This window comes from Pseudomonas rubra (assembly GCF_028656935.1).
Classification (GTDB): Bacteria; Pseudomonadota; Gammaproteobacteria; order Pseudomonadales; family Pseudomonadaceae; genus Aquipseudomonas; species Aquipseudomonas rubra.
Map to the genome: position 1 here is coordinate 75681 of NZ_JAMDGZ010000019.1, position 18176 is coordinate 93856.

The window sequence follows — 18176 nt, forward strand, 5'->3', positions numbered from 1 at the left end:
TCTCCAGCAAGTTGTAGGTCAGGTCCAGCGTCGGAAAATCAGCGAGGTGTTGACCCCGCCAAAGGCGAAGTTGTTGTTCATCACGTAGTCGTGACTCATGCTGCGAAACTCGCCGCACAGGTAGTCCAGCTCACCGCAGCGCGGGTCGATGTGCTCAAGGTTGAGGGTGTGCACATAGCGGTCGCTGTTCATCATTTCGATGCTGAACCAGGACTCCAGCGCGCCGCAAGCACCCAGGGTGTGGCCCAGGAAGCTCTTTTGCGAACTGATCGGCATGCGTGGGCCGAACAGGCTGCTGGTGGCCAGGGTCTCGGCGATATCGCCCTGTTCGGTGGCGGTGCCGTGGCCGTTCACATAACCGATGGCATCGGGCGCAAGGCATGCGTCTTCCAGCGCCAGCTCCATGGCCCGGCGCATGGTCACCTGTTCCGGGCGGGTGGTGTGCTGGCCGTCGGCGTTGCTGCCAAAACCGACGATCTCGGCATAGATGTGCGCACCGCGAGCGACAGCGTGTTCGAGTTCCTCAAGCACCAGCATGCCACCGCCTTCGCCGATGACCAGGCCGTCGCGGCCACTGTCATAGGGGCTCGGGCTCTTGTGCGGGGTGTCGTTCTTCAGGCTGGTGGCGTACAGCGCATCGAAGACCATGGCCTCGGTCGGGCACAACTCCTCGGCACCGCCTGCGAGCATCAGCGGCAGGCGGCCGAACTTGATCGCCTCATAGGCGTAGCCGATGCCCTGGCTGCCGCTGGTGCAGGCGCTGGAGGTGGGGATCAGGCGCCCGGTCAGGCCAAAGAAGATGCTGATGTTGGCCGCAGTGGTATGCGGCATCATCCGCACATAGGAATTGGCATTGAGGCCTTCGGCCACCGAGTTGAGCAGCATGTTGCCGAACGCCTTGATCTCGTCGGTGCTGCCGGTGGACGAGCCGCAGGCCACGCCCATGCGCCCGTCGCGGATCGACGGGTCATCGAGCAGGCCGGCGTCGCGCAGCGCGTTTTGCGCTGCCGCCACGGCCAGGCGCGAGACCCGGCCCATGCTGCGCAGTTGCTTGCGGGTCCAGCCACTGGGCACCTTGAAGTCATCGATGGGGCCGGCCAGGCGCGTGTTGAGCTCCTCGAAGCGGTCCCATTCGTCCATGCGACGGATACCGCTGCGGTTGCTGGCAAAGTTGCCGGCGATGGTTTGCCAGTCACTGCCCAGCGAGGTGATACCGGCCATGCCGGTGACGACCACACGTTTCATCAGCACAGGCCTCCATTGACTGCCAGCACCTGGCGGGTGATGTAGGCGGCTTCGGCCGACATCAGGAAATTCACCGCGCCGGCGACTTCTTCCGGGGTGCCCATGCGCTGCGCCGGGATCATCTTCAGCAACTCTTCGACCGGCACATGCTCGTCGAGCATGGCGGTATCGATCAGCCCCGGGGCGACGCAGTTGACGGTGATCTTGCGCTTGCCCAGCTCGATCGCCAGGGCCTTGGCCGCGCCGATCACCCCGGCCTTGGAGGCGCTGTAGTTGACCTGGCCACGGTTGCCGATCATGCCCGACACCGAGGTGATGCAGACAATGCGCCCGGCTTTGCGCCGGCGGATCATCGGCATCATCAGCGGGTGCAGAACGTTGTAGAAACCATCGAGGTTGGTGCGCAGCACCTGGTCCCAGTCTTCTTCCGTCAGCGCCGGGAAGGCGCCGTCGCGGGTCAGGCCGGCGTTGCAGACCACACCGTAGTAAGCGCCATGGGTTTCCACGTCATCACCGAGGATGGCGGCGCAGGCGGCGCGATCAGCGACGTCGAATTGCAGCACGCGGGCTTGCTGGCCCAGGCCCCGGACTTCTTCTGCAACGGCGTCGGCTTCACTGCGCCCGCTACGGCAATGCAGGACCAGGTCGAAACCGGCGCGCGCCAGGCGCAGGGCTATGGCCCGGCCAATGCCACGGCTGGAACCGGTGACCAGGATGGTATCAGTCATGGGGGGACTCCTCTGGGCCCGCTTCGGCCAGGTAGCTGGCGACCTGCGGCGGGCGAAAAACGTTCAAACGCGCCATGGCATGAATGCCCGGGCCGCGCAGGTGACACTCGAACACGCCCATGCCGTTGTCGTCTTCAAGCGAGCGCAGGGCATGGATGCGCAAGTGTGCACCGGCAGGGAAATGTTCGACATTGCATTCGAACTTGCGTGTGCCGAGCAAAAAGCCCAGCTCCACCGGCAGGCCTTGCTGGCGCGCGCGGCAACCGGCATAGGCGGCCACGCTTTGGGCCATCAGCTCGATGCCGACCCAGGCCGGCATGCTGCCGTCGGCGCGGTTGAACAGGCCACCGGGGCGCACGGTCAGGTGGGTGTGGATCTGCTCCTCATCAAAGGCTTCGACCTGATCGATGAGGATCATGTCGCCGGCATGAGGCAGCAGTTCGGCCAATGGCCAGGTGATCATGGGGTGTCTCCGAGAATCAGGCTGACGTTGTTGCCACCGAAGGCGAACGAGTTGCTCATCAGGTGCCGCGGGCCGTTGGCCGGCAGACGCTGGCTGGTTTCGACCAGGTTCAGGGCCGGCAGTTGCGGGTCATCGACGCCATCCCAGACATGCGGCGGCAGGCGCCCGTCGACATTGTCGGCGGCCAGGCTCAACCAGCAGAACGCCGCTTCCAGGGCGCCAGCGGCACCCAGGGTGTGACCGGTCATCGGCTTGCTCGATGAGCAGGCCAGCTGGCTGCCGAACAGTGCATGCACGGCCAGGCTTTCCATGGCGTCGTTGTGCCGGGTAGCGGTGCCGTGCAGGTTCAGGTAGTCGATCTGATGCGCTTGCAGGTGGGCATTGTCCAGCGCTTTGCGCATGGCCTGCAAGGCGCCTTTGCCGCCGGGTTCCGGCGCCGAGATATGGTGCGCATCGGAGCTGGCGCCGGCACCGAGCAGGGCGATGCTGGTACCTTCGTGGTTGGCTTCACGGGTCATAAGGAACAGCACTGCGGCTTCGCCGATGTTGATGCCGTTACGGTTGGCCGAGAACGGGTTGCAGCGCTCGGCGCTGACCGCCTCCAGGGCGCTGAAGCCGTTGAGGGTCAGCTTGCACAGGCTGTCGACACCGCCGCAGATCACCGCGTCGCAAACGCCGAGATCCAACAGGCGCCGGGCACTCATCAGGGCGCGGGCACTGGAGGTGCAGGCGGTGGAAATCACATAGGCCGGGCCGCTCAGTTGCAGCCAGTCGGCGAGGAAATTGGCCGGCGCACTGAGCTCCTGTTGGGCATAGTCGTAGCCGGGCGGGAACTGTTGTTCGCGCAGGTAGTGAGCGATGCCGTCGCAGGCTTCCTTGATACCCGAGGTGCTGGTGCCCAGGACGATACCGATACGCTGGCGGCCAAAACGCAGGATGGCTGCTTCGATTGCTGCGCCAATCTGCAAGCAGGCCTCGAACAGCAACTGATTGTTGCGGCTGTGATGGGCTTGCATCGCGGCTGGCAAGGCAGGCAGTTCACCTGGCACGGCCGCCACCGGCAGGCTGCGTTCAGGCACCCAGCCGTCTTCCACGCGCATCCCCGAACAGTCACCGGCGAACAGCTTGCGGGCGACTTCGGCCTGGCCGCGCCCCAGGGCACAGACCAGGCCCAGGGCATTGAGGTAAGCGGTCATGGCGTGTTCTCGCTGGGCAGTGGGCTGACTAGATAACGCAGGCCCTGGCCCAGGTTCAAGGTGAAGTCGTCGGCTTGTCGGTAGTCGACACGCCAGCGTTCACCCAGCCAGCGCTGCTGGCCTTGCTGGTGGGCGCCGGGGTAGAGCGGTTGCAGCTGCTCTGCCGGGGTCAGGGCGAAGAGTACGGCGGCGAACAGTTCCCGTGCGGCCGGGTTGGGCGGTAGCAAACCATCGGCTTGCCACTGGCCGTCGTTGAGCAACTGCCGGGCTTGTGGAATACCAAGCAGATCCAGCAGCGACCAGCGCAGGCTGGCGTTTTCGCGCTGGATCACCAGCAACCAGTCCTGATGTTGCCCGGCCTGTTCGCGCTGGATATGCAACTGCATTGGCAGCGTCAGCGCCGGCAACTGCCCAGGCAGCGGTGGGCGGCTGGCGCAGGCGCTCAACAGGGCGAAGGCGAGGATCAGCAACAGGCGTTTCATGCACTCGGCTCGGCGGGGTTCAGGGGTTTGCGGGCAACGACGTTGACCAGGGTTTCTTCGCGCTGGCCGATCGCTGGCGGCTGGCGCAAGCCGAAGCGTTCGAGCAGGCCGAAGTCGCTGGAGCGGCTCCACCACAGGTAGGGATAGGAGACATTCTGCGCGCCGAACTCGAAGCCCTGATCGCGAAGCATCTGCAGGTACTGCCCGGCACTTTTCTGTACGTGCATGGGGTGACGGAACAGCCAGCGGATCACCCAGGTGTCGATGTAGGCTTCGGTGGATTCGGCGAACAGCAGGTAGCCACCGGGCTTGAGCACCCGGTAGAACTCGGCCAGAGCCTGTTCCTGCTCGACCAGGTGGTGGAAGGTCTGGTGACAGAAGAGGATATCGACGCTGTTGTCAGCGAATTGCAACGCTGCGCAGTCACTGCCACGCAGCTCGACATGTAAGCCCAGGCGCACCGCTTCGGCCTGGCTCAGCTCAAGGCTGTGCGGGTCGGCGTCGGTACCCAGCAACTGGCCGGGGGCGAACACCTGCTGCAGGTACTGGAACGACTTGCCCTGGCCGCAGCCGGCATCGAGCAGCACCGGTGCTTGCGGCAACGGTGTGTCGAACAGCCTCCGCAGGTCGTTGATCGCCACGCGCAGCACATGGTGCTGCCAGGTGTGGCTGCGCAGGAACCAGAAGCCGAAGCGGGTTTCCTCTACGTAGCTATCGCTGAGGAAGGGCTGCTGGTTCATGCCGCCGTCCTGGCGCAGATTTCGGCAAGCATGCGCAGGCGCCGCTTGGGCTCGCTGACGAACGGATTGCGTTGGTCCCAAGCGTAGCCGGCGAGGATCGAGCTGATCATCGCGCGGATTTGCGGCGAGCTGGCCGGGTGGTAGATGACGTCCTGGAAGCTGCCGTTGTACCAGCCTTCAACGTAGGCGCGGAAGGTATCGACGCCGCGCTTGAGTGGCTCGGCGAACTCGCTCTGCCAGTCGACGCTTTCGCCCTGCAGTTGGCGGTGCAGCACGCCGGCAGCCATGCTCGCCGAACGCATGGCGATGGTCACCCCGGAGGAGAACACCGGATCGAGGAATTCGGCGGCGTTGCCGAGCAGGGCAAAGCCCGGGCCGTGCAGGGTCTTGACGTTGGCCGAGTAGCCGCCGATGGTCCGCGCCGGGGTGTCCCACACGGCGTTGGTCAGCACCTTGCTCAGGCTTGGCGTCTGGGCAACGAAGTCCTTCAGGCAGGCATCCAGGTCAGCCGGTGCTGCAGCAAAGTGCTCGGCGGCGGCGACCACGCCCAGGGAGCAGCGGCCATTGCTGAACGGAATGGTCCAGAACCAGATGTCGCGGTGCTGTGGATGGGTGGTGATGAGGATCTTTTCCCGGTCGAAGGCCGGGTGGTCGATGCGGTCTTCGATATGGGTGAACACCGCCTGGCGCACCGGGAAGTTCGATGGCGCTTCAAGGTCCAGCAGGCGTGGCAGCACGCGGCCATAGCCGCTGGCATCGAGGACGAACTCGGCTTCAACACGGTACTCGCTGCCATCCAGGCGGCGTACCCGTACTTGCGGGCGCGCACGCTCGAAGTCGGCGGCGATGATCTCTTCTTCGTAGCGGATTTCCACGCCCTGTGCCGCGGCCTGGTCGGCCAGCAACTGGTCGAACTGGGCGCGCTGGACCTGGAAGGTGCTCGGCTTACCGTTGCTGAAGGTGTCGCCAAAGTCAAAGGCGCTGTACTCGTCGCCCCAGGCGAAGGCTGCGCCGTTCTTGCGCTGGAAACCCGCCGCTTCAAGGGCCGGGAGCATGCCGGCTTCCTCGACGAAGTCGATGCAGTGCGACAACAGGCTCTCGCCAATGGAAAAGCGCGGAAAGCGCTGGCGCTCGATGATCAGCACGTCGTGGCCGTTGCGCTTGAGCAGTGCGCCGGCGATGGCGCCGGACGGGCCGGCGCCGATGATCAGCACCTGCCGTTGTTGCAGTTCAGTGTTCGGCATAAGGCCTCCTTGGCGGTTGGGCAGTCTTCAATGGAATCCGGTGCAGGCCTGCCAGCGCGGGCATCAGCGTGGCGACCAGGCTCATCAGCATCAGCGCGAAGTACAGCGCCGGGCTGATCAGCTGTTGTTGCAGTAGCAGGTTGAGAAAGACGATCTCGCTCAAGCCGCGAATATTGAGCAGCAGGCTCTCCCGCCATTTGCTCGCGCCGGCGAACGACGGCGTCGCCCAGCACAGGCCCAGCCAGTTGCCGAGCAGCTTGCTGACGATTGGCAACAGCAGCAAGGCACTCAACTGGAGAGCATCGAAGCCTTGCAGGACGTTGTGGATATCGATCTGGATGATGCCGAAGGTCAGGATCAGCGGGATGGCAATGCCATTCTGCAGGCGCTTTATCCACAGCGGTGGTAGCGGCATGTGCAGCGGCAACTTGAGCCAGGCCAGGCAGCACAGGTAGCCGATGCCGAAGATCAACGCGTTGAGGCAGTAGTGCTCGGCAACGAACAGCAAGCCGAAGAAACCCAGGCTATAGACCCAGGGCCGCCGCACACCGAGGGCGAACAAGGGTAATGGCAGGCAAGCGCCGAGCAGTGGCAGCAACAGGCTCAGCGGTTCTAGGCTGCCCTTGCCCAGGCCGAACAGCAGCCAGCAGGTCAGGTCGATGAGGATGGCCGACTGCATCAGGCGACGGGTCGCGGCGGGCGGGTAGTCGATGTTGCGCAGGTACAGGTACAGCACCGGAATAGCGGTAATGGCGAACACCAGGCCCAGCGCCAGGGTGGTCAGCCAGGGCTGCTCGGGCAACAACAACGCGCCGCAGGCCAGGCCACAGGCGAAGGGTACGAAGAAACTTGGCAGGGCGATCTTCAGGCTCTGGCGGTCGAACTCCAGCTCCACCACGTCAGCCAGAATGTGCCCCAGCAGCAGGGCGAAACTCAGGCCGTACAGGGTTTTCAGCCAGGACGGCGCCACCAGCGCGGCGCCGCTGAGCTGCCAGTGCGGCTCGACCCAGAACAGCATCAGTAGCGGCAGACCGAGGGTCGCCAGCAACAACTGGCTGACAATCGGGATCAGCCCCAGACGCCGGCCCAGCTCACTGGCAATCCAGAACAGTGCCAGGGCCAGGGCCCAGAACAGCGCAATGCTCATGCCGCCTGCTCCTTGTCAGCCGTGGCCGCCCAGGGCGCCAGGACAAAACTGAAGGCCAGGCCGAGGCTGACGGCCAGGCCGAAGTTGCTCACCGCCGGAGTGCTCGACACCGCCAACAGGCCGAATGACAACCAGGTGGTGGTCGCTGCGAGCAGGGTGCCAAGCAGGCTGACGGCAGCGCCGCCAATCTGCTCGTGCATGAGGATCGCGTAGTCGACGCTGATGGCAGTGACCAGCAGCAGGCCGAACAGGCTGAACAGGGTCAGCGGTTGGCCCAGCCAGCCGAGGCACGCCAGGCTGCACAGCGCGGCGAGCAGCGGCAGGGCGACGATGCGCAAAGCGCCGCCGAGGCCGAAGGGCAGGATCAGCAGCACCACGATCAGCGCGCACGACAGCAGCTTGAGTTCGGCAGCGCTGACCTGGGTTGCGGCGAACACCCGGTTGAGGTCACCGAGGCGGTCGACCAGTTGCACGCCGTCGAGGTCGTCGGCTTGCAAGCGCAGCAACGCCGGGTCGTTCAAGCCTTGCAGGCTGACGATGGCGGCGACACCCTCAGCGTCCGCGCCCAGCCACAGGGTACGCCAGGGCTCGCCCAGCGGGCCGCTGAGGGCCTGATCGATGTCGAGGGTTGGCAGAGCCTGCACCTTTGCCAGTTCAGCCTTTAACGCGCTTTGCGGTACGCCCAGGGCCTGCAGCGGTTGCAACGGCAGCTTGCCGAGTGCATCGCGTACCTGTTGCTGCTCGGTGGCGCTGGCGACCAGCTGGCTGAGGGCCATGTAGCCCTTGAGCTTGTCGGTTACGACCAGTTCATCAAGGCGCGTGCCGAGGTTTTGCAGGCGTGCCAGCAACTGGGCCTGGTCGGCGCCACGCACCAGATAGAACTGGCTGGTGGGTTGGTAGCCGGTAATGCGTGCCACGGCCTGGGCTTCTTCGAGCAGTTGCGGCGGGCTGCCGACCCACTGGCGGATGTCGTTGCGGCTGTCCAACTGCCACAGGCCGGCTGCGCAGAACAGGATCAGCAAACCGAGCAAGACCGGACTGGGCACCTTGCTCAACAGTTTCTGCCGCAGGTCCACCAACCACTGGGCAATCTGCAGGGGCCATTGCGCAGGCTGCAGCTCAATTCCCTTGAGTAGTGCTGGCAGCAGGCACACGGCGCTGAGATAGGCGCCGATCAGGCCGGCGGCGGAAAACACGGCGATCTGGGTCAGGGCCGGAAATGGCGTGAAGGCCAGGGCCAGGTAGCCGATGCAACTGGTGGCCAGGCTCAGGCTCAGGCCCGGCAGGGTCAGCCGTACGGCCGGCCAGGCCTGCCAGGGGCGCAGGCTCCAGCTCTTGGACAGGTAATGCAGCGGGTAGTCGACGGCCACGCCAATCAGGCTTGAGCCCAGCACCAGGGTCATCACGTGCATCTGACCGAACAGCGCCACGCAAGTCACCGCACCGAACAGCATGCCGACCAGCACCGGAACGAAGGCCAGGAGGATGCGCAAACGGCGGAACGCCAGCAGCAACAGCAGCAGGATACCGACCGTGGCGCCGCCGCCCACCCAGGTGATTTCCTGACTGGCCTGGCGCTGGCCGTTGGCGGCATATAGCAGGCCACTGGCGGCCAGCAGGCGGGCGCCGTTCTGCCCGGCTTCAACCCGGCTGTTGGCGAGCAGGTCGGCGACTTGCAGCGGTAGCTGCATGTCGAACGCATTGCCCAGGGTGCGGGCGCGCAGCAGTACCCAGTTGTGCCCGTCCGCTTCGGCCACTAGTGCGCCGCTGGCGGTGTCCAGTTGCACAGCGGCAGGCCGTGGCTGGCTGTTCTGGATGCGCCCGGTCAGGCCCAGCCAGTCGTCCTGACTCGGCACCAGGCTAAACCCTGCAAAGGGGTCGTAGAGGTTCTGCACGCGCTGCTCGATGAAACCTTGCGGGTTGTCGATCAGGCTGCTGCGATCGGCGCGCGAAAGCATCGCCAGGCGCCCTTGCAGCAACTGCTCGCGCAGTGCTTGCAGGTCGGTTTGCAGGCTCCATTGGACTTTCTCGAACAGGCCACTGGCCTGCCATTGCTGCGCCAGGCGTTGAGCCAGGGCGATGGCCTGGTCCCGTTGGGGATGGCCGACCAGCACCAGCATCTCGCGGTTAAGCGGCTCCTGCATGCGTTGTTCGGCGCGCTGCACCAGCGGGTCCTGGGTGGCGCCGGGGACCAGTGTCATCAGGTCGGCAGACAAGGGCGCAGCGCGGTGCCACTGCCAGCCGGCCAGTGCCAGCACCGCGATCAGCAGGAGCAGAAACAGCCGTAGCATCAGGCGCTCACTCGGCAAAATCGTGGCGCTCCGTGTCGGTCAGGCTGGCGCTGTTGCTCGATGGCATGCGCAGTACCGTGCTGTCGCCCTGGGTTTCCAGCAGCTGGATGCGTTCGACGTAGCGCCCGCCCTCGATATCGATCTGGCTGAACACTTGCTTGAGCAGCAGCGAGCGTGGGGTCAGGCGCAGTTGCCAGTGCGCGGCGTCGCCTTGCAGGCTCAGCTCGAAGTCACGCTGCAGGCCACTGCTGTCGCCTTGCAGCACGGCGAAGAACAGACGGTTCTGTTCGGCGCCGGCGCTCTTGCCCGGCAGCATCTGCCAGCCGGACGGGTCGCGGCGGGCGATACCCAGGACGTTGAGGCGGTAGTCCTGCTTGAGCGGTGTTTGCAGCAGCCAGAGCAAACCATGGTCGCGGGCCAGCACGAACTGGCCTTTGCTGACCAGTGGCTGCGGCAGGGCGCGCAGGTGTTTTTCCTGGATGAACGGGCCCTTGATGACCGCAGGTTCGCCTAGCTGTTTACTTAGGTCGTTGAGGCCAAAGGCCTGGGCCAGGGTGCAACTGGCCAGCAAGCCAAGGCACAGCAGGCCTCGCAGCAGCGTCTTCATGGCAGCACCTTGTTCACGGCGTCGAGCATCACCTGTGGTGAAGCCAGTTGCATCTCGCCGCTGGCGATCTCGACTGCGACCTGTACGGAGCTTGCGCGAGTCATGCGCTGGCCGGTTGCGGCATCGCTGATCAGGTAGTTGATCTTCAGGCTGTTCTCCCACTCCACCAGGCTGGCGCGCACGTTCAGGCGCTGGCCAAAGGTGGCGCCGCGCACATAGCGCAGTTGCAGGTCGATCACCGGCCAGGCGAAACCCGAGGCCTGCATCTGCAGGTAGTTGTGCTCGAGACGCTCGAGCAGCGCGCAGCGCGCCACTTCCAGGTATTTGACGTAATGGCCGTGCCAGACCACCAGCATGCTGTCGACGTCAAAAAACGGCACCAGCACTTCGGTATCGACGTGCAGCACTCCCTGACTACGCATGCAGCCTCCAGTGTTGTTCGGCAATTCGGCTCAGGCACAGACGCAGGTCGCCTTCCAGGGCGCGGTCTTCAATGACCGGGGCGAAGTCTTCGAGCAGCGCAACGTGCATTTCGGCCAACGCTGGCGGCAGGTCGCGGGCGTCGGCTTCGCGGCAGCGCAGCCAGACACCCTGGTTGGCCGCCAGCAGGGCGGCGGCGGCGACCTGTTCGGTCAGCTCCAGCACCCGCAGGGCATCGCGGGCAGCGATGGTGCCCATGCTTACCTTGTCCTGGTTGTGGCACTCGGTGGAGCGCGAGAACACGCTGGCGGGCATGGTGTTTTTCAGCGCTTCGGCGGTCCAGGCGCTGGCGCCGATCTGCACCGCCTTGAAGCCGTGGTTGAGCATCGCCCGCTCGGCGCTGGCGCCCGACAGGTTGCTTGGCAGGCCGTGGTTGTAGCGGGTGTCGACCAGCAGCGCGAGCTGGCGGTCGAGCAGGTCGGCGACGTTGGCCACCAGGTTCTTCAGGCTGTCCATGGCAAAAGCGATATGGCCGCCGTAGAAGTGCCCGCCGTGCAGCACGCGTTCGGCTTCGGCGTCGATGATCGGGTTGTCGTTGGCGCTGTTGAGTTCGGTCTCGATAAAGCCGCGCAGCCAGCCCAGGCTGTCGGCCAGCACGCCCAGCACATGGGGGGCGCAGCGCAGCGAGTAGCGGTCTTGCAGGCGGTGCAGTGGTGCGGTCGGCGCGTCAATGGCGAGGTCCTGGCGCAACCAGGCAGCCACCTGCATTTGCCCTGGATGGGGCTTGGCGGCGAACAGGCGCTCGTCGAAATGTTCCGGGTTGCCTTGCAGGGCGACCACGTTCAGCGCGGTGATGCGCGTGGCGAGCTTGAGCAGGTAATCGGCACGGGCAAATGCCAGGCAGGCCAGGCCGGTCATCACGGCGGTGCCGTTCATCAGCGCCAGGGCTTCCTTGGGCCGCAGCACCAGTGGCTGCCAGCCCAGTTCACGATGCACGTCGGCGGCGCTGCGGCGCTCGCCGCGGTACATGACCTCACGTTCGCCGGACAGGGTCGCGGCCACGTAGGACAGCGGCGTCAGGTCGCCGCTGGCGCCTACAGAGCCTTCCTGGGGAATCAGCGGCAAGATGTCATGGGCGAGGAACGCCTGCAGGCGCTCGAGCAACTCGACGCGCACGCCAGAGACGCCATGGCACAGCGACTGCAAACGGGCGGCCAGCACAGCGCGAGTGGCCGGTGCATCGAGCAACTGGCCCAGGCCGCAGCCATGGAAGGTGTACAGGTGCTTGGGCAGCGCCTCGACATGCTCCAGCGGTACCGCCACCACGCACGAGTCGCCGTAGCCGGTGGTCACCCCGTAGATCACCCCTTCCTTGTCCAGCAGCGAGTCGAGGAACTGCGCGCCACGGGCAATCCGCGCGCGGTACTCGGTATCTTCCTGCAGGCGGGTTTCGGCCTGGCGGTTGGCCAGGGCGAGGACGTCTTCGATTGCCAGCGGCAGCGCGCCGAAGGTCACGGGCTTATGCGGATGCATCGTCATCGGTCTTCCAGAAAGGGTAGAAATTGAACCATTGCTGCGGCGCTTGCAGGCAATAGTGGCCCAGGCGTTCGGCATAGCGCCCGGCCCAGTCGGCGATCACCCGATCGCGCTGGCCGCGGCGCCATTCGATGGCCTGGGCAAAGGGTTCGAGAATCACCTGGTAGCGGCCTTGCTGCTTGAGGCAGAAGAACAGGTTGAGCCGGCACTTGAGCAGCCCGGCCAGCAGCCATGGGCCTTGGGGGAACGCAGCGCGGTGGCCGAGGAAGTCGACCTCCACGGTGCGTGCGCCTTGCAGTGGCACGCGGTCGCCGGCGATCGCCAGCCACTCGCCGCGCTCCAGGCGTTGGCTCAGTTGCAGCATGATCGCCGGGTCCAGCTCGCTGACCTGGATCAGCCGCAGGTTGGTCGCCCCCGACTCGCCGAGCAGGCGATTGAAGCGTTCGGCATGCTTGGTATGCACCAGCACGTTCATGGTCACCTGTTCGCCAAGTTCGGCCAGGGCGCGGCAGACTTCGAGGTTGCCCAGGTGGGCGCCGACCAGCATCTGCCCGCGCTCGGCGCGCAGCTGGGTGTGCAGTTGCCCCGGGTCGATGATGTCGATCTGCTCCAGGCGCAGTTTGCCGTTCCAGACATCGAGCTTGTCCAGCAGGGCATCGGCGAAGGCCATGAACTGGCCGAACACGCGCCGCAGGCTCGGACGCAGGCTGGCTTGCCCGCTCCAGTCGGCCAGGTTCTGCTGGTACTGCCAGATGCTCAGCCGGGCCCTTCGGCCGCAGACGAAGAAGTACAGGACGATGCCATACAGCACCGGGCTGAGCAGGCGCCGGCCCAGCAGCTTGATACCCAGCGCGGTGAGCTTCATCAGCCAGAAGCTGCCGCGCTCCTGGCGCTGGGCCCAGTGTTGCTCGCCCTGGCTCATGCCTGCCACCGCCGCCAGAGGATGGCCGGGGCGCGCAGCAGCATGCCGAAGAACAGCTTGGTGTGCATCTTCGAGATCAGCGCGTTGTCGTGGAACAGACGAAAGTGCGAGAGGCCATCGGCCGGGTAATGCACCTTGGTCGGCAGCCAGCGCATCGGCTGGTTACGCCAGGCCAGGCGCACGAGGATCTCCGGGTCGAAGTCCATGCGCTTGCCGAGGTTGACCGCATCGATCAGCGCCAGGGTCGGCGGCAATGGGTAAACGCGAAAGCCGCACATCGAATCGGGAATCTGCAGCGACAGGCTGTTGATCCACACCCACACGTGGGTCAGGTAACGGGCATACAGGCGGCCCTTGGGCACACTGGCGTCGTACTGTGGATAACCGCAGATCAGCGCCTGTGGATAAGCCTGTGACTGTTGAAGAAAGCGGCTGACATCGGCCAGGTCGTGCTGGCCGTCGGCATCGACCTGCAAGGCATGGCTGAAGCCCAGGCGTGAGGCTTCGCGCAGGCCGGCCATGACCGCACCGCCCTTGCCCAGGTTGACCTGCAATGTCACCAGAAACACCTGCTGCTGTTCGGCCAGTTGGCTCAGTACGGCGGCGCAGGCCGGGCTACTGGCGTCATCGACCAGCACGCAGGGCAGGCCGGCGGCGAGCAGGTCGGCAACCACCGCCGGTACGGCCTGTTCGTGGTTGTACACCGGGATTACCGCACAGGGCTTATTCACCGACGGCCTCCAGCACGATACGGCCGCTGGAACAGGGCACCCCGGCGTTGCTGTAGGCGAAGTACAGCTTGCCGCGCTCGGCATCGAAGCGCAGGGTCAGTTGCAGCGGGTCGCCAGGGCGCACCAGTTGCTGGAACTTCAGCACTTCCATGCCGGCGAACTGGCGCGGCTGGTCGAGTAGCTGTTGCCCCAGGGCCAGCGCCCAGTCGACCTGAACCACGCCCGGCAGTACTGGGGTTTGCGGAAAGTGGCCGTTGAAGTAGGCAAGATCCGCTGACACTGCCAGTTGCAACTGCAGTGCGCCGTCGACCTCGGCCTGGCTCAGGACTTCCGGGCCTTTTGGCCGGGGTGCCAGCAGCAGGGCCTGGAGTTCAGCCTGGGGCAGTTTGCCCTGGGCGTTGAACGGTAGTTGGCGCAGCAGGCGCCAGCGCCGGGGCAGGGCCAGGGCTTCGCAATGCTGCCTCAGATGCTGACGCAGGCCCTCGGTCAGTGCGCGGCGGCCCTGATTGCGCAAGGCGTGCAAGCCCGCGGCGCTGAGCACCAGCAGGGCGCCGAGGCTGGCGCGGTTTTCCTGGATCACAGCCAGGCGGGCTTCCTCGACCCAGGCATGCTCGAGCAGGGCTTGTTCCAGCATGGGTAGCGAGATGCGCTTTTCTTCCAGTTTTACGATGCGGTCCAGGCGCCCGAGCAGGCGAAAGCGACCGTCGGCGCTGAACTCGATGGCATCGGCGCTTTGTTCGACATGGTTCGGCGGCAAATACGGCGACTCGATGCACAGTGCACCTTGCTCGTTCTGGCTCAGGCGCACTTCGGCGAAGGGTTGCCACAGGTTGTCACCCTGGCGCCAGGCGATGCCGCCGGTTTCCGAGCTGCCGAGGATTTCCGTTGGCCACTGCTGCAGGCGCTGCTGCAAGGCCTGGGCGGCGCTGGCTGGTAACTCGCCACCCGAGGAAAACACCCGACGTACCTGGCTCAGGGCCGGCCAGTCGAGGTTGTCGCCCATGCGCTTGAGCAGTGCAGGGCTGGCTACCCAGGCAAACGCTGGATGTTCGCGGCTGGCGCGTTGCAGGTCCTCGGGGAAGGGCAACTGGCGGCGCACGAACGGGCGTCCGGCGCACAGCGGCCAGAGTACGCGAAACAGCAGGCCGTAGATGTGCTGGGTGGCGACGCTGCCAATGATGCAGGCGTTGCCCAGCTCGGTGCCCCACAGTTGCTCCAGGGCCTGGACTTCATTGGCCAGCTGGCGCAGGGTCTTGTCGATGCGCTTGGGTTCGCCGCTGGAGCCGGAGGTGCACAGGCTCAGCCCGCAGGCGTCCAGATCGAGATCCGCAGCCGCCAAGGGCGCTTCGAACAGGGTTTGCAGCGCGGTGTCTTGTGGCTGGTCGCTCAGCCACAGCTCGACCTCGCCCAGCCAGCGCTGGCGGGTCTGGGCTTGCAGGTCGGCCGGCAGCAGCACCTGCACCCCGGCGCGCCAGGCGCCGAGCAGGGCCACGGCCAGCTCGGCGGCGTCGTCCAGGTGCACGGCGATGCGTTTGAGACCTCGCTGCTGAAGGCCGGCGGCCAACTGCAGGGCGTGCTTACATAAGGTGGCGTGGTCCAGCGCCGGGGCGACGCTCACTGGGCGCGCTACGTTGGCCGGGTGCAGCAGTTGCTCAAGGGCAATCCATTTCATGAGCGTCCTCGCACGCGTTGTCTTATCAGCCATTCAATGGCAAACAGCAGGCCCATCAAGCCGTAGGCGATCAGGCCGTTGTACAGGGTCCACCAGCTCAGTGGTGCCCATAGGGTCAGGGTGGCGGCAACCAGGCCGTTGGCCAGGAAGAACAGGCTCCAGGCCTTGGTCACCTGGCGCGTATAGCGGACCGCTACTGCGGGCAGCTCCGGCTCATGTAGCCGTGCCAGGCGCTCGGCCACCGGCGGGCCGAACTTCAGGCTCAGGCTGAACAGGCCCAGCATGAACGCGCTGATCAGCACCGGGTACCAACGTAGCAACTGCGGGCTGTTGAACAGCGCCAGCAACGCGCAGAAGGCAATCGCTGCCACGGCCATCCAATGCCCGCCGGGCCGCCTGGGCTCGCTCAAGGCCCGTGCCAGCCACAGCCCGCCGAGCAGCAAGCCGAATTGCCAGGGGGCAAAGTGGGCCATGCCGAAATACACCGCAAAGGGGTACAGCAGACCGGCCAGCAGCAGGCCGAGGCCGATCAGGCGTTTCATGCCGCGGTGTTGACCAGGCGGTAGACCGCTTCGACTACGTCATTGACCGTACGCACGGCCTTGAACTCGTCGGCGGCGATTTTCTTGCCGGTCTGGCGCTTGATGTGGTCGATCAGGTCGACGGCGTCGATGCTGTCGATTTCCAGGTCCTGGTACAGGTTCGAGTCCAGGCTGATGCTGGCCGGCTCGAGTTCGAACAGTTCGACCAGGGCGTCGCGCAGGGTGTTGAAGATGTCTTCGCGGGTTTGCATGGTGCTGTCTCAGGCTGCCTGTTTGGCGGTGACGAAAGCCGCAAGGCTGGCCACGCTGGTGAAATGGTTACGGGTGTCCTTGGCGTCGGCATCGATCTTGATGCCGTACTTTTTCTGGATCGCCAGGCCGAGCTCGAGGGCGTCTACCGAATCCAGGCCCAGGCCCTCGCCGAACAGGCTCTGCTCGTCGCCGATGTCCTGGGCGCTGATGTCTTCTAGGCCCAGGGCGTCGATGATCAACAGCTTGATGTCGTGGTTAAGGGTGTTCTGTGGATCGCTCATCTTCGGCGAGCTCCTTGATGAAGTGCTGATGCAGGTAATCGTTGAGTTTGCGTGAGGCCTGTGGTGCCGGACCCTGGGCAGCAAAGGCCTTGGGGGAGATGTCGGCACCGACCTGCAGGCTGAAATGCACCCGGCGCTGGGGGATGCGGTACCAGGGTTCGGCCTTGGTCAGCGTGCTGGGTGTGACCTTGATGGTGACCGGGGTAATGATCTTCGCACCGCGCAGGGCGATGGCCGCAGCTCCGCGATGAAAGGCAGGCGCCTGGCCCGGTTGAGTGCGGGTGCCTTCGGGGAAGATGATCAGGGTCTGGCCGCCCTGCAGTGCGTCGACGGCGCTGTCGAGCATGTCCATGCTGCCGTCGTTGCTGATGTACGCGGCCGAACGCACCGGACCACGGGTACAGGGGTTGTGCCAGAGGCTCTGCTTGACCACGCAGTTGGCCTGGCGTACCAGGCCGATGAGGAACACCACGTCGATCAGCGACGGGTGGTTGGCGATGATCATCTGCCCCGGGCGGCCGAGCTTTTCGGCGCCCTGTACTTCGTAAGTAAGTACACCGCTGGCGGCCATGAAGCGAATGAAACGCCAGAACAGCCAACTGATGGTGTGTCGGGCCCGTTGTCGATGGCGCAGGGCATCGCCGGGAAGGCAGGCCAGCAGCGGGAACACCAGCACGCGCAGGCACAGGCCGCCCACACCGAACAGCGCAAAGCTGACGGCAGTAGCGAGCAGGCGCCAGTAATAGGCGTTGCGCGGTCTGTCTATGGCTTGCGTTGCCAGTTCCATGTACGGCTCTTCCAGGTGTGGGTCAAGGTGCTGTTGCCCCTGAGCAGGCAACGCAACCAGCTCAAGGCATGGGGTTCGCTTGCAGGTAAGGTGGCTGCGGCCGTGCCCAGGGCCAACTGCCAGTCGTCGCCCGGGGTCAGCAACAGGCCCAGGGCATAGGCAAAGGGCACGTCATCAATCCATGGCCCGTAAGCCGCGGGCGGTTGTTCTTCAGTGACAATCAGCAACACTGCGGGTGCGCCTTCGCCCAACAGGTAGGCGGCTTCCATCACGCCCTGTTCAAAGCCGTCACCGGCTGCGGCCAGGGCGGTCATTTCACTGGTTTCTCCGCGCATGATCGACCACAGGCCGATGACCGCGTTGTGCACCGACAAACTGAACTGGGTGGGCGATAGCGGCTGTTCATTGGCCAGGTCGCCGAGGATCTCGAAGGTGCGCGGGGTTTCGCCGTGCCGGGAGACGAACACCAGCGGCAAATCCTGCAGACCTTCGGCCAGTGGCCAGCCCACGGCGAAGGCCATGCGCGCCAGACGGCTCAAACGACGGCGTTGCATGGCCGGCAAAAACGACACATCCGGTGCCTGTTCGGCCAGGGCCGGCAGCTGGGTTGCCTGACTCCAGGCTTGCCAGTCGGCAGCCGTCTGCAGGCCTGGTGCCCAGGCGCGCCACTGGCTGATGTTGAATGTGATCACTTGCTGTACTTCCCGCCCTGAGGGACTTCCTTGCCGAGGGTAAGACTCGGAACAACGACCTGACAGGGGTGTGGCGCAATCGCCGAGTGGCGCGCATTATCCCGGTGGAGTTGATGTGTAGCAAATTTTGGTTGTACGGATTGCCGTGTGCAACAGACAGCGGTCCTGAAGATTCGTCGGATCGGTCCGAGGTTTCCC

General features: G+C 65.1%; 20 protein-coding genes. All 20 read right to left on the minus strand.

From position 1 onward, the window contains the following. Window positions 1-18: 18 nt before the first annotated feature. From M5G17_RS09870 to M5G17_RS09965, 20 genes are read right to left on the minus strand one after another with little or no spacing between them, the layout of a single operon-like run. Complete coding sequence (locus M5G17_RS09870) at window positions 19-1245, minus strand: beta-ketoacyl-ACP synthase (RefSeq protein ID WP_273892742.1); 1227 nt, start codon at window positions 1243-1245, stop codon at window positions 19-21. After that, window positions 1245-1973 carry a 3-oxoacyl-ACP reductase FabG gene (gene fabG, locus M5G17_RS09875; RefSeq protein WP_273892743.1) on the minus strand — a complete coding sequence of 243 codons (729 nt, stop codon included), beginning with the start codon at window positions 1971-1973 and terminating at the stop codon, window positions 1245-1247. Before fabG ends, M5G17_RS09870 begins: the two co-directional genes overlap by 1 nt. Continuing rightward, a complete protein-coding gene (locus tag M5G17_RS09880) occupies window positions 1966-2436 on the minus strand; it encodes a hotdog family protein (protein ID WP_273892744.1) in 471 nt (156 codons plus the stop codon). Before M5G17_RS09880 ends, fabG begins: the two co-directional genes overlap by 8 nt. After that, complete coding sequence (locus M5G17_RS09885; RefSeq protein ID WP_273892745.1) at window positions 2433-3632, minus strand: beta-ketoacyl-[acyl-carrier-protein] synthase family protein; 1200 nt, start codon at window positions 3630-3632, stop codon at window positions 2433-2435. The genes M5G17_RS09880 and M5G17_RS09885 overlap by 4 nt, the downstream gene beginning before the upstream one ends. Further along, window positions 3629-4114: a hypothetical protein gene (locus M5G17_RS09890; protein WP_273892746.1), complete on the minus strand. Its 486-nt coding sequence runs from the start codon at window positions 4112-4114 to the stop codon at window positions 3629-3631. The genes M5G17_RS09885 and M5G17_RS09890 overlap by 4 nt, the downstream gene beginning before the upstream one ends. Continuing rightward, window positions 4111-4854, minus strand: a complete 744-nt coding sequence (locus M5G17_RS09895) for a class I SAM-dependent methyltransferase (protein WP_273892747.1) — start codon at window positions 4852-4854, stop codon at window positions 4111-4113. The genes M5G17_RS09890 and M5G17_RS09895 overlap by 4 nt, the downstream gene beginning before the upstream one ends. Continuing rightward, window positions 4851-6098, minus strand: coding sequence for an NAD(P)/FAD-dependent oxidoreductase (locus M5G17_RS09900; RefSeq protein WP_273892748.1), 1248 nt, complete (start codon window positions 6096-6098; stop codon window positions 4851-4853). Before M5G17_RS09900 ends, M5G17_RS09895 begins: the two co-directional genes overlap by 4 nt. After that, window positions 6085-7245 carry a sodium:proton antiporter gene (locus M5G17_RS09905; RefSeq protein ID WP_273892750.1) on the minus strand — a complete coding sequence of 387 codons (1161 nt, stop codon included), beginning with the start codon at window positions 7243-7245 and terminating at the stop codon, window positions 6085-6087. The genes M5G17_RS09900 and M5G17_RS09905 overlap by 14 nt, the downstream gene beginning before the upstream one ends. Next, window positions 7242-9554 carry an MMPL family transporter gene (locus M5G17_RS09910; RefSeq protein WP_273892752.1) on the minus strand — a complete coding sequence of 771 codons (2313 nt, stop codon included), beginning with the start codon at window positions 9552-9554 and terminating at the stop codon, window positions 7242-7244. Before M5G17_RS09910 ends, M5G17_RS09905 begins: the two co-directional genes overlap by 4 nt. Beyond that, window positions 9544-10143 carry an outer membrane lipoprotein carrier protein LolA gene (locus tag M5G17_RS09915; RefSeq protein ID WP_273892753.1) on the minus strand — a complete coding sequence of 200 codons (600 nt, stop codon included), beginning with the start codon at window positions 10141-10143 and terminating at the stop codon, window positions 9544-9546. Before M5G17_RS09915 ends, M5G17_RS09910 begins: the two co-directional genes overlap by 11 nt. Next, window positions 10140-10565: an acyl-CoA thioesterase gene (locus tag M5G17_RS09920; protein WP_273892754.1), complete on the minus strand. Its 426-nt coding sequence runs from the start codon at window positions 10563-10565 to the stop codon at window positions 10140-10142. The genes M5G17_RS09915 and M5G17_RS09920 overlap by 4 nt, the downstream gene beginning before the upstream one ends. Further along, complete coding sequence (locus M5G17_RS09925; protein WP_273892755.1) at window positions 10558-12102, minus strand: HAL/PAL/TAL family ammonia-lyase; 1545 nt, start codon at window positions 12100-12102, stop codon at window positions 10558-10560. The genes M5G17_RS09920 and M5G17_RS09925 overlap by 8 nt, the downstream gene beginning before the upstream one ends. After that, window positions 12083-13021 carry an LpxL/LpxP family acyltransferase gene (locus M5G17_RS09930; RefSeq protein WP_273892756.1) on the minus strand — a complete coding sequence of 313 codons (939 nt, stop codon included), beginning with the start codon at window positions 13019-13021 and terminating at the stop codon, window positions 12083-12085. Before M5G17_RS09930 ends, M5G17_RS09925 begins: the two co-directional genes overlap by 20 nt. Further along, window positions 13018-13752 (minus strand): glycosyltransferase family 2 protein, encoded by a 735-nt coding sequence (locus M5G17_RS09935; protein ID WP_273892757.1) that lies wholly within the window; start codon window positions 13750-13752, stop codon window positions 13018-13020. Before M5G17_RS09935 ends, M5G17_RS09930 begins: the two co-directional genes overlap by 4 nt. Then, entirely contained in the window at window positions 13745-15424 is a 1680-nt protein-coding gene (locus M5G17_RS09940; RefSeq protein ID WP_273892758.1) for an acyl-CoA synthetase family protein, read from the minus strand. Before M5G17_RS09940 ends, M5G17_RS09935 begins: the two co-directional genes overlap by 8 nt. Further along, window positions 15421-15966, minus strand: coding sequence for a COG4648 family protein (locus M5G17_RS09945; protein ID WP_273892759.1), 546 nt, complete (start codon window positions 15964-15966; stop codon window positions 15421-15423). The genes M5G17_RS09940 and M5G17_RS09945 overlap by 4 nt, the downstream gene beginning before the upstream one ends. Then, on the minus strand, window positions 15963-16217 hold the full coding sequence (locus tag M5G17_RS09950; RefSeq protein ID WP_273892760.1) for an acyl carrier protein: 255 nt from the start codon (window positions 16215-16217) through the stop codon (window positions 15963-15965). The genes M5G17_RS09945 and M5G17_RS09950 overlap by 4 nt, the downstream gene beginning before the upstream one ends. Window positions 16218-16226: 9 nt before the next feature. Continuing rightward, window positions 16227-16499, minus strand: coding sequence for a phosphopantetheine-binding protein (locus M5G17_RS09955; RefSeq protein WP_130262537.1), 273 nt, complete (start codon window positions 16497-16499; stop codon window positions 16227-16229). Further along, complete coding sequence (locus tag M5G17_RS09960; protein WP_273892761.1) at window positions 16474-17286, minus strand: lysophospholipid acyltransferase family protein; 813 nt, start codon at window positions 17284-17286, stop codon at window positions 16474-16476. Before M5G17_RS09960 ends, M5G17_RS09955 begins: the two co-directional genes overlap by 26 nt. Then, window positions 17262-17978 carry a beta-ketoacyl synthase chain length factor gene (locus tag M5G17_RS09965; protein WP_273892762.1) on the minus strand — a complete coding sequence of 239 codons (717 nt, stop codon included), beginning with the start codon at window positions 17976-17978 and terminating at the stop codon, window positions 17262-17264. Before M5G17_RS09965 ends, M5G17_RS09960 begins: the two co-directional genes overlap by 25 nt. Between the last annotated feature and the right edge of the window lie 198 nt (window positions 17979-18176).

Excerpts from the sequence above, each read along its gene's own strand:
- M5G17_RS09950 (WP_273892760.1), bottom strand. The coding sequence starts at position 16,217 with ATGCAAACCCGCGAAGACATCTTCAACACCCTGCGCGACGCCCTGGTC.
- M5G17_RS09905 (WP_273892750.1), bottom strand. The coding sequence starts at position 7,245 with ATGAGCATTGCGCTGTTCTGGGCCCTGGCCCTGGCACTGTTCTGGATT.
- M5G17_RS09915 (WP_273892753.1), bottom strand. The coding sequence starts at position 10,143 with ATGAAGACGCTGCTGCGAGGCCTGCTGTGCCTTGGCTTGCTGGCCAGT.
- M5G17_RS09895 (WP_273892747.1), bottom strand. The coding sequence starts at position 4,854 with ATGAACCAGCAGCCCTTCCTCAGCGATAGCTACGTAGAGGAAACCCGC.
- fabG (WP_273892743.1), bottom strand. The coding sequence starts at position 1,973 with ATGACTGATACCATCCTGGTCACCGGTTCCAGCCGTGGCATTGGCCGG.
- M5G17_RS09870 (WP_273892742.1), bottom strand. The coding sequence starts at position 1,245 with ATGAAACGTGTGGTCGTCACCGGCATGGCCGGTATCACCTCGCTGGGC.
- M5G17_RS09960 (WP_273892761.1), bottom strand. The coding sequence starts at position 17,286 with ATGGAACTGGCAACGCAAGCCATAGACAGACCGCGCAACGCCTATTAC.
- M5G17_RS09890 (WP_273892746.1), bottom strand. The coding sequence starts at position 4,114 with ATGAAACGCCTGTTGCTGATCCTCGCCTTCGCCCTGTTGAGCGCCTGC.
- M5G17_RS09900 (WP_273892748.1), bottom strand. The coding sequence starts at position 6,098 with ATGCCGAACACTGAACTGCAACAACGGCAGGTGCTGATCATCGGCGCC.
- M5G17_RS09955 (WP_130262537.1), bottom strand. The coding sequence starts at position 16,499 with ATGAGCGATCCACAGAACACCCTTAACCACGACATCAAGCTGTTGATC.
- M5G17_RS09920 (WP_273892754.1), bottom strand. The coding sequence starts at position 10,565 with ATGCGTAGTCAGGGAGTGCTGCACGTCGATACCGAAGTGCTGGTGCCG.
- M5G17_RS09930 (WP_273892756.1), bottom strand. The coding sequence starts at position 13,021 with ATGAGCCAGGGCGAGCAACACTGGGCCCAGCGCCAGGAGCGCGGCAGC.
- M5G17_RS09885 (WP_273892745.1), bottom strand. The coding sequence starts at position 3,632 with ATGACCGCTTACCTCAATGCCCTGGGCCTGGTCTGTGCCCTGGGGCGC.
- M5G17_RS09945 (WP_273892759.1), bottom strand. The coding sequence starts at position 15,966 with ATGAAACGCCTGATCGGCCTCGGCCTGCTGCTGGCCGGTCTGCTGTAC.
- M5G17_RS09925 (WP_273892755.1), bottom strand. The coding sequence starts at position 12,102 with ATGACGATGCATCCGCATAAGCCCGTGACCTTCGGCGCGCTGCCGCTG.
- M5G17_RS09880 (WP_273892744.1), bottom strand. The coding sequence starts at position 2,436 with ATGATCACCTGGCCATTGGCCGAACTGCTGCCTCATGCCGGCGACATG.
- M5G17_RS09940 (WP_273892758.1), bottom strand. The coding sequence starts at position 15,424 with ATGAAATGGATTGCCCTTGAGCAACTGCTGCACCCGGCCAACGTAGCG.